The sequence below is a fragment of the Caballeronia choica genome (assembly GCF_001544535.1).
Lineage (GTDB): Bacteria > Pseudomonadota > Gammaproteobacteria > Burkholderiales > Burkholderiaceae > Caballeronia > Caballeronia choica.
The window spans coordinates 1-8,699 of sequence record NZ_FCON02000221.1 but is presented as its reverse complement, the minus strand read 5'-3'; the positions used below and the strand labels follow the sequence as shown (position 1 = coordinate 8,699).

The 8,699-nt window shown below is 63.8% G+C and carries 6 protein-coding genes and 2 pseudogenes; 7 read left to right on the top strand and 1 reads right to left on the bottom strand.

The features are described 5' to 3' along the window. Positions 1-722, bottom strand: a 722-nt coding sequence (locus AWB68_RS40255; RefSeq protein ID WP_087649757.1) for a potassium channel family protein, incomplete at its 3' end; no start/stop codon positions are given. Positions 723-1,705: 983 nt separating this feature from the next. Here AWB68_RS40255 and AWB68_RS40245 point away from each other — a divergent pair. The 7 genes and pseudogenes from AWB68_RS40245 to AWB68_RS40215 form a co-directional block, all read left to right on the top strand. Further along, positions 1,706-2,062: pseudogene (locus tag AWB68_RS40245) on the top strand (adenylate kinase); the annotation flags it as partial. A gap of 74 nt (positions 2,063-2,136) precedes the next feature. After that, the gene (locus AWB68_RS40240; RefSeq protein WP_125483210.1) at positions 2,137-2,868 is read left to right on the top strand and encodes an arginase family protein; all 732 of its coding nucleotides are present in this window, start codon (positions 2,137-2,139) and stop codon (positions 2,866-2,868) included. Positions 2,869-3,168: 300 nt separating this feature from the next. Then, a complete protein-coding gene (locus AWB68_RS40235) occupies positions 3,169-4,962 on the top strand; it encodes a PHA/PHB synthase family protein (protein ID WP_087649754.1) in 1,794 nt (597 codons plus the stop codon). A 9-nt stretch (positions 4,963-4,971) separates the two neighbouring features. Beyond that, a complete protein-coding gene (locus tag AWB68_RS40230) occupies positions 4,972-6,378 on the top strand; it encodes a bifunctional enoyl-CoA hydratase/phosphate acetyltransferase (RefSeq protein ID WP_087649753.1) in 1,407 nt (468 codons plus the stop codon). After that, positions 6,375-7,568: an acetate/propionate family kinase gene (locus AWB68_RS40225; RefSeq protein WP_087649752.1), complete on the top strand. Its 1,194-nt coding sequence runs from the start codon at positions 6,375-6,377 to the stop codon at positions 7,566-7,568. Before AWB68_RS40230 ends, AWB68_RS40225 begins: the two co-directional genes overlap by 4 nt. Before the next feature lie 8 nt (positions 7,569-7,576). Continuing rightward, on the top strand, positions 7,577-8,338 hold the full coding sequence (gene fabI, locus AWB68_RS40220) for an enoyl-ACP reductase FabI (protein WP_200828933.1): 762 nt from the start codon (positions 7,577-7,579) through the stop codon (positions 8,336-8,338). Next, a pseudogene (locus tag AWB68_RS40215) lies at positions 8,335-8,699 on the top strand (F0F1 ATP synthase subunit beta); the annotation flags it as partial. The gene fabI and the pseudogene AWB68_RS40215, both read left to right, overlap by 4 nt.

The window sequence follows — 8,699 nt, the reverse complement described above, 5'->3', positions numbered from 1 at the left end:
CGCTTGATGTCCCGATGCATTTCGCGCCGGAGCAACTTCTCTTCCTCACCAACGAACATCGCCGCGATGTTGGCGAACACCAGCGACAACATTCCGTAGCCAAGCAGCACGACAAACACAGCGAACACGCGCGAAGCGGGCGTTGTCGGCGCAACATCGCCGTATCCGACCGTGGCACTGCTCTCGAACGCAAGCCACAAGCCGTCCGCATAACTTTGCACACGCGGCTCGAGCCAGTAGAACCCTGCGCCCGCCACGCCGAGCACCGCAGCGCCGATGAGAAGGAGCACGAGCAACCGGTTCGGGACGAACAACATGCGCAAGGCGAGCACGATGCGCACCGCAACGACGCACATGAAACCCATTCGCAGCGGCCACTCCCACGCCGACCATGGCGTCGCCCCGCCCGCGATGCTCGCCGCCGCCCCCAGCAGGATCAACATGTCCAGCCAGTTGCGACCAAGGAGCTTTCGCGGATGCCGGCTCAGCCGCACAATCCAGGCATAGAGAATGGTAAAGCCAACGGTCACACACAGATAAAGAAGCTGACCTGCTCGATGGAACACCGTCGGGCCGCCCACGAGTTCGAGATAGAAAGCCGGAATCGTGAGCAAACTGATGGCGAACAGCAACCAATGCATCCAGACCCAGGCTTTCGCTGCCCGTTGATCATCGTGTGCATCGACGCCACAGAAGCCGAAGTTGTGCAGCCATTTTTCCATTGCAGTCTGCGTGTAGTCCAGGTCGGCCGCAAGCGCGGCAGACGCAGCGCTTCTTGCGATTGTCTTCTGCGCGTCATGCGCCGTGTCGGGTAACGAGCACTTCTGCCGCCCTCACAAATCGATCGTAATGGTCCGCCCCGTGGTTTCGTTGACCTGGATCAGGACAGTCCGTTTCCCGACGGACGCCGCCGATGTTTGGATCGATACGTCGCGCAAACGTGCTTAATGGACCCAGGGCGCACTGCTCGCCTTCCTTACGCCACCATCGAAACCCAGCAGGACGAGTGACTCGACAGCCACCAACCGGTTGCAAACGCAAATGATCGCGGCGCCTTGGCGACAATGCCGGGTTACCCGGACAAGACTACCGTCCCGCGGCCGACCGAATAATCCATTACGCCATGTAGGGATCGCCCTACAAGACTGGAGAACGGACTACTCCATTCTCAGGCCGCCCTGATTTAACTGTACGGACCCGTGACCCATACTGGAATCGTGGACCTCATCAACGACATCCCGTCGATGTCCAAGCCTGTAGGAGCAAGCGATGAACGGCAACTACATCTCCTTGGGAGCGCTCGTGGACAAGTGGCTCGCGCCCAGTCAGTCGAGGCCAGCCCGGGTAACGTGCATGGGGCGCCTGATTGCGACGCACGGGCGCTATGTACGTCTCGAAGGTTGTACTTCAACGAGGACGCTCACCATCGTGTTCTTCCGGCACGACGATCGATCATGGTGTGTTTTTCCGCCCGCCCGGACGTCGCCCGCAATGTGCTCTCGGCTCTTCGCGCAATAAGTGCAATAAGTGCAAGCTTCCGGCTGTCGATCTCCGGCCACAGGGGCTCGTGAACGGCGGCTCGACCGGGCACCGGCGACCACTGAATGTAAGGGCGGTCTGGTAAGCCCGCGCGACCTCGACGATGCGTTGCGTCACCCACGCATAGTCATTTTCGACCAACCGAGGTTGCCCATGTCGTCTTCCCGACTACGTGCTGGAGATCGACGTCCCGTTCAACGAGATCATCGTGCGCATGAGCGGCCGGCGCGTTCACGCTGCATCGGGACGTACGTACCACGTCAGATTCAACCCACCGAAGGTCGAGAACGAGGACGACATAACGGGTGAGCCACTGATCCAACGTGATGACGACCAGGAAGCAACTGTCGAGAAGCGCCTCGATGTATACGTCGCGCAAACCCGGCCGCTGATCGAATACTACAATCAATGGTCGCGGAGCGACGATCCCTTGGCCAGCATGAGGCCCCCCCGGTTTGCGGCTATTTCTGGTCTGGGTAGCGTCGACGAAATTCGTGCGCGCGTGTTCGATGCGCTGAAATGAACGGTACTGGAGCTGAAGCAGGCCCCCGCCATCGGCCGCATTTGCAATAGCTTTCACTTGAGCAACAGACTCGCATGTTATCCGCCTACATATCTCATCCCGACTGCGTTAAACATGAAATGGGGCACATGCACCCCGAGTCACCCGAGCGCATCGGGGCCATTCACGACATGTTATTGATCAAGGGATTGATCGATTGCATGCAAACCTGCCAAGCGCCGCTCGCAACGGAACAACAACTCGCACAAGCGCATTCGATTCCCTATATCCATAGCATCGCAAGCATGGCCCCGACTGAGGGTTACGTGCGAGTCGATCCCGACACCATGATGAATCCCTACACCTACCAGGCGGCGTTGCGTGCCGCGGGCGCAGCGGTGCTGGCGACGGACCTGGTGATTGCGGGCAAAGCCAGCACCGCCTTTTGCAACGTGCGCCCGCCTGGGCACCATGCGGAATATGCTGCGGCAGGCGGGTTCTGCTTTTTCAACAATGTCGCGGTGGGTATCCGCCATGCGCTGAACGTGTACGGCCTCGCACGCGTCGCATTGATCGATTTCGATGTCCATCACGGCAACGGCAGCGAAGACATTTTCCATGCGGATGAACGGGTGCTGATGTGCTCGACTTTCGAGGACAACATATATTCATTCTCGGGCAACCAGCCTCGCGGCAAGAACATGGTGAACGGGTGGCTACGAACTCTCACCGCTGGCACGCGCCGCTGCCGCGCACGTGAAGGTGCTGATCGGGGTCGACTGCTAATCATTGCTGCGCTCGGGCATGCGAACGCGCACCCTTTCTGACGCCATTCGATCCTCTTACATTTATCAACCGTTCGGAAGATGGACACGGATCGCCCAAGCCCGACATAGATGCTCTTTGATTGACCAAGGTCAAATAGATCGCACCGCACAGGCATACAGTTTTTCGAGATGCCGTTTCACGCCACACCGCTTCGGCACGACGAAAGCGCGTCGCCCGCACTCCGTTTCAAGCAACATCGCGCAGCATCCTCGGTCGCGCCAGTCATTCAGATACTGAAGACGCTGGCTTGGCTCGTCCACGCCGCTGCAAAGCACGTACGAATGATTTGAAGGAAGCCCATGGATACCCGTTCCAGGATCGTCCCGACTGACAACGAGGCGCCGTCACAAGCGCCGCTAGACTTACACGCCGTCGACGCCTTTCGTGCGCTCGACCATACGAAAGAAGCCGCCATTGCCCGCCTGACCGGCGGCTTGTCTCCGGCAGCGCTGTCGCTGGCGATCGCCGACTGGCTGATCCATCTCTCGTCCGCGCCCGGAAAGCGGCTCCAGCTAGCAGCGCTCGCCGTCGCGAACGCCCGTCGAATCGGTGACTATATGCTGCGCAGCTCATTCGGCGGCAGCGCGCCGGCGCTCACCTCACCTGCGCCAGGCGATCACCGCTTTACCGCCGATGCCTGGCAGACGGAGCCCTATCGCCTGTGGCTGCAGACATTCCTGCTCACCGAACAATGGTGGCAGGCGGCCACCCACAATGTGCCGGGCACAACGAAACATCACGAAGACGTCGTCTGGTTCGGCGCGCGCCAGATGCTCGATGTCGCAGCACCAAGCAATTCGCCGTTCACCAACCCCGAGGTCGTGCAGCGCACGAACGCGACGCTCGGCGCGAATCTTCTGCTAGGCGCGCGTCACGCATTCGATGACGCTCGACGCCAGGCGGGCGGACAGCCTGCCGTCGGCATCGACGCGTTCAAGGTCGGCGTCGCCCTCGCCGCAACACCGGGCAAGGTCGTGTTTCGCAATCATCTGATCGAGCTCATCCAGTACAGCCCGACGACCACCGAGGTCGTCGCGGAACCGGTGCTGATCGTGCCCGCGTGGATCATGAAGTACTACATCCTCGACCTTTCGCCGCACAACTCGCTGATCCGTTTCATGGTCGAACAGGGCTACACGGTGTTCTGCATCTCGTGGCGCAACGTGGGCGCCGAGGATCGCGAGTTGAGTCTCGAGGACTACCGGACACACGGCGTCATGGCCGCACTCGACGCCGTGACGGAGATCGTGCCGGGACACCGGGTTCATGCGACCGGGTATTGCCTCGGCGGCACGCTGCTGTCCATTGCCGCGGCGGCGATGGCGGGCGTCGGCGACGAACGGCTCGCCTCGGTATCGCTCTTTGCGGCGCAAACCGACTTCACGGAGCCGGGCGCGCTGCAACTGTTCATCGACGACAGCGAGGTCTATTTCGTCGAGAGCATGATGTGGTCGAAGGGCTATCTCGACGCCAGCCAGATGTCGGGCGCGTTCCAGATGCTGCAGTCGAACGATCTGATCTGGTCTCACGTCGTTCACGACTACATGCTGGGCGATCCCGCGCCGTTGTTCGACATGATGGCCTGGGACGCGGACTCCACGCGCATGCCGTACCGGATGCATTCCGAGTATCTGCGCCAGCTCTTCCTCGACAACGACCTGGCTGCGAGCCGATATCGCGTCGACGGCCGGCCAATCTCGCTGCGTAACATCCACGCGCCGATGTTCGTGGTCGGGACCGAGAGCGACCATATCGCGCCGTGGCGCTCGGTCTACAAGATTCATTACGTCTCGCAAACGGACGTCACCTTCGTGCTGACGAGCGGCGGTCATAACGCGGGGATCGTCAGCGAACCGGGACATTTGAACCGGCATTTCAGGATCGAGCACGCGGCGGTCGACGACCTGCGTGTCGGCCCCGACGAATGGCTCGCCGCCGCCGCGCCGCAAAATGGTTCGTGGTGGACCGAATGGACCGGCTGGCTCGACGCACGCTCGACACCGGAACGCGTGGCACCGCCGCCCATGGGCCTGCCGCACCGCGAACCTGTGGCACTGCCGGACGCACCCGGCACCTACGTGCTTCAGCCCTGAGAGCGAGCCATGAACGACGACCTGCTGCTTCACAACCGCACGTTCGATGAACTCACGCTCGGCGAGTCGGCATCGCTCGTGCGCACCGCCGGGCTCGACGATATCCAGTTGTTCGCCGCGATGTCGGGCGACGTCAATCCCGCCCATGTCGACGCGGCGTTCGCCGTACACGATATGTTCGGCCACGTCGTTGTGCAAGGCATGTGGACGGCCGGGCTGATCTCGGCGCTGCTCGGCACAAGACTGCCGGGGCCCGGCACGATCTATCTCGATCAGGACCTGCAGTTCCGCCACCCGGTCGTGCCCGGCGATGTCGTCACGGCGACCGTGACCGTCAAGGAGAAGCGCGCGGACAAGCGGATCGTCCTGATGGATACGCGCTGCACCAATCAGCGCGGCGACGTCGTGCTGACGGGAACGGCCACGGTGATTGCGCCGGCTGAACCGATCGTCTGGCCGAGGATGGCGCGTCCCGACGTATTGGTGCGCAGGCACGATCGCTACGACGCCTTCATGCGCGAAGCACGCGCGCTTCCCGCCCTGCGCACGGCGATCGTTCATCCATGCTCCCCGGAGGCGATCAAGGCCGCCATCGAGGCACGCGACGAGGGCTTGCTCGATCCCGTGCTGATCGGCCCCGAAGCGAAGATACGCGCGGCGGCAGAACAAGCGCAGGTGAGCCTCGACGGCGTGAGCATCGAGGCGGTGGAGCACAGCCATGCGGCGGCCGCGCGTGCGGTGGCCATGGGCGCAGCGGGCAAGGTCGAGGCGCTGATGAAAGGCAGCCTGGAAACGCATGAACTGCTCGCGGCGGTCGTGGACCGTGGCTCGAGCCTGCGGACCGGACGGCGCATCAGCCACGTCTACGCGATGGACGTGCCCGGCTATCCGAAGCCGCTCTTCGTTACCGACGCCGCCGTGAACATTACGCCGTCGCTGGAGGAAAAGCGCGACATCTGCCAGAACACGATCGACCTGCTGCATGTGCTCGGCATAGAGCAACCACGGCTTGCCGTGCTTGCCGCCGTGGAAACCGTCAATCCGCGCATGCCGACCACGCTCGACGCCGCGGCGCTCACGGTCATGGCTGCGCGCGGCCAGATTCGCGGCGCGCTCGTCGATGGCCCGCTCGCCTTCGACAATGCCATCAGCATGGCGGCGGCCAGGACCAAGGGCATCGTCTCGCCGGTGGCGGGCCAGGCGGACATCCTGCTCGTGCCCGACCTGGAGGCCGGGAACATGCTCACGAAGCAACTGATGTATTTCGGGGGCGCCGATGGTGCCGGCCTCGTGCTCGGCGCGCGCCTGCCGATCATCATGACGAGCCGCGCCGACAGCCTTCGCTCGCGGCTCGCCTCCGTCGCGCTGGCTAAGATCGTCGCCGCACGGACGCTGCGCGGCGCCGCATCGTCATGAGCGCCCCGCTGCTGCTCACCTTCAATCCTGGATCGTCGACGGTCAAGATCGGCCTTTTCAATGTCACGGCCGATGGCGCCAGGCGCATCGGTCAGGGCACGATCGACTTCCGGCATGCCCCGCTGTTGCTGCATCTCGTCGATGGCGACAAGACCCGCGAGATCCCGTTGCAGGCAAGCGTCACGGAAGACCTGCACGACGTGCTGGACGAAACGCTGAACTGGTTCGCGACGCACTTTTCACTGACCGACCTCGTCGCGGTCGGTCATCGCGTGGTGCATGGCGGTGACGCGTTCGCCGGGCCGGTTGCGATCACCGACGCAACGCTTGCCGCCATCGTCGAACTCGTGCCGCTCGCGCCGCTGCATCAGCCGCAAAGCGTACGGCTCATTCGCGCCATCCGGCACCTGCGGCCGCACCTGCTGCAATCGGCATCGTTCGACACGGCCTTTCATCGCACGCAAACGGATCTCGTGCGCCGCTTCGCCCTGCCTCGCCGGTTCTTCGACAACGGCGTCAAGCGCTACGGCTTCCACGGGCTCTCCTACCAGTTCATTGCTCGTGCGCTGGCACGCCAGTCGCAGCGCTTGGCCGCGGGCAAGGTGATCGCCGCGCACCTGGGAAGCGGCGCGAGCCTGTGCGCGCTGAGCGCGGGCGCAAGCCGCGACACCAGCATGGGCTTTTCGACCCTCGACGGCATTCCGATGGCCACGCGCTGCGGTGCGCTCGATGCGGGCGTGGTGCTCTACCTGCTCGAGCAACAAGGTTTGAGCAGCAAGGACATCGAGAAGCTCCTGTACGAACAGTCCGGCTTGCTCGGCATTTCAGGCATCAGCGCGGACAGCCGGGAACTGCAGGCAAGCCAGCGGCCCGAGGCAAGCGAAGCCCTCGAACTGTTCGCGTTCCGGATCGCGGGCGAAGCGGCACGGCTCGCGACGACGCTGGGTGGCATCGACAGCCTCGTATTCACGGCCGGGATCGGCGAACACCAGCCGCAGGTTCGCGCGGCGGTGTGCAGGCGCCTCGCATGGCTCGGCATCGAACTCGATCGCGAGGCGAACGCCCGCAATGCAGGCGTGATCAGCACGGCGGCCAGCCGCATTGCGGTGCTCGTGCTGGCGACCGATGAGGAACAAATCATCGCGGACGAAACCCTTTCAATCCTCCATCAGCAGGGAGCGACGGCATGAATGACATCATCGATCTATGCGGCAAACGGGGGCTGGTCGTCGGTATCGCGAACGAACAGAGCATCGCGGCTGGCTGCGCGCACGTGTTCCGCGCGGCCGGCGCCGATCTCGCGATCACCTACCTCAACGAAAAGGCCGAGCCCTACGTGCGCGCCGTTGCCGAGACGCTGCCGGCATCGATCATCATGCCCTGCGACGTGAGCGTGCCCGGTCAACTGGAAGCGGTCTTCGCGCGGATCAGGCGGGATTGGGGCAAGCTCGACTTCGTGCTGCACTCGATCGCCTTCGCTCCCGCCGGCGACCTGCGTGCGAGTCTCGTCGATTGCTCGGCCGAAGGATTCGCGCTCGCGATGGACATCTCCTGCCATTCCTTCATCCGCACGGCCAAACTGGCGCTGCCTTTGATGACGGATGGCGGCAGCCTGATGACGCTGAGCTTCTACGGCGCCGAGCGGGCGGTCGACCACTACAACCTGATGGGCCCGGTCAAGGCGGCGCTCGAATCGAGCGTGCGTTATCTGGCGGCCGATCTGGCCGCTCGCCGCGTCCACGTTCATGCCATCTCCGCCGGCGCGGTGAAGACCCGCGCCGCGTCCGGCATCGAGCATTTCGATCTGCTCCTCGACGAGGTCCGCGCACGCACGCCGGCGCAGCACCTCGTCACGATCGAGGAGATCGGACGCATCGCGGCAGTGTTGGCAAGCGAGGCCGGGATGACGCTCACCGGCTCGACCATCTATGCCGACGGCGGCTTTCACGTGGTGGCATGACGCTCGTGGACACGCTTTCGCGCGACGCACCCCTCCCGGCCCAGCCAGCCGCGACGCCCGCACCGGCGGGACGGGTCACGGCGGTGCGCGGCGCGGTCGTGGACGTGGCGTTTGATACCGGCAATTTGCCGCTGATCGAAGCAGCGATCTCGATCGTGACCGACGACGGTCCGCCGATCGTCGCCGAGGTGCAGGCCCATCTGGATGAACGCACGGTGCGCGCGCTCGCCTTGCGATCGACCAACGGGTTGCGGCGCGGCGCGCCGGTGCACGCGTCCGGTGGTCCGGTCGCGGTGCCGGTCGGCGAGGCGCTTCTCGGCCGGCTGATCGACGTGACCGGCGCGCCGGGCGACCAGGGCGC